At 54.1% G+C, this 1,230-nt stretch carries 1 protein-coding gene; it reads right to left on the bottom strand.

Features of this window, described 5'->3' with window-relative positions:
• Window positions 1-1,230 (bottom strand): tandem-95 repeat protein (locus ACR0CG_RS23905; RefSeq protein WP_480527995.1); only part of this gene is annotated, 1,230 nt, incomplete at both ends.

The following is a 1,230-nucleotide window of genomic DNA, read 5'->3' as shown; positions in this document are numbered from 1 at the left end:
TCACTGCCATCCGCATTGAAAACACGCGCCTTGACAGCATATCCGGATGGATCGCCTTGCTGTTGGTCAAAAGACGACCAGGTGACGACAAAATGGCCATCGGCGAGCGCCGTGACACTCGCGTTCAATTGCCAGCTATGGGTAAACTCGTTGACCAGGAACTCACTGACGATCTCAACACCCTCTGCATCAATAATACGCGCCTTGATGGCAGAAGAAGAAGCATCGCCTTGCTGCCCATCACGAGAGTCCCAGGTGACGACAAAATGGCCATTAGTCAGTGCGGTAATACTTGGAGTCTTTTGTCCGGTGTTGGTAAATTCATTCACGCGGAGTTCACTCGCGCCAATAAGATCATCTACCGCGATCGGTGCATCGTTTACAGGGGGAATCTCAAGGGCAAAGCTATCGCTTGCTGTGCGTGACCCATCGCTGGCCGTCACGGTCACACTCAATGTACCATGGAAGTCCTGCGGCGGTGTGCCCGAGAAGCTCCCCGCAATGGCATCAAACACCAGCCAGTCCGGCAGCGCCGCACCATCCGTCAGTGTCGCACTCAAGGTCAGTGCATCACCATCCACATCCGTGAACGCATTGGTTGGCAGTGCAAAGCTCACAGCTTCATCTTCCGCTGAAGAGTGATCGGACAATGCAATTGCTAAAACGGGTGCATCGTTTCTTCCGTGAACAACAATTGAAACTGTTGCAGTGCTCTCCCCGCCATTGCCGTCCTCGACCGTATAGGTAAATGTGTCGATAAGTGTCTGCCCAACTGCCAAAGCCTGGACAGCATCCGCGTTGGTGGGATCATAGCTGATTGTCCCGTCGGTGTTCAGCGTCAGGGTCGCGCCATGCGCACTCCTGGCAGACACTGCTGTCATCGTGAGCGCATCCCCGTCGACATCGCTGTCGTTGGCCAAAAGCGTGGCGGTCTCAATCAGGGTCACAACATCTTCTGTGATCGGCTCGGGACCTTGAGCAACACCGTTTGCATCGAAAATACGCGCCTTGATGGCATAACCAGACGTATCACCTTGCTGCCCGTCGTTAGACATCCATATGATGACAAAATGGCCATTGGCGAGCACTGTCACGCTCGGCGCAATTTGAGTGTCATTGGTGAATTCATTGACCAGGAATTCACTGACAACCGCATCGCCATTCGCGTCAAAAATACGCGCCTTGATGGCCCAGCGATCATCGCCTTGCTGCCCATCATCAGACGCCCAG

This window comes from Ruegeria sp. AB8, assembly GCF_056542605.1.
The sequence above is the reverse complement of the archived record's forward strand: the minus strand, read 5'-3'. Positions and strand labels throughout refer to the sequence as shown.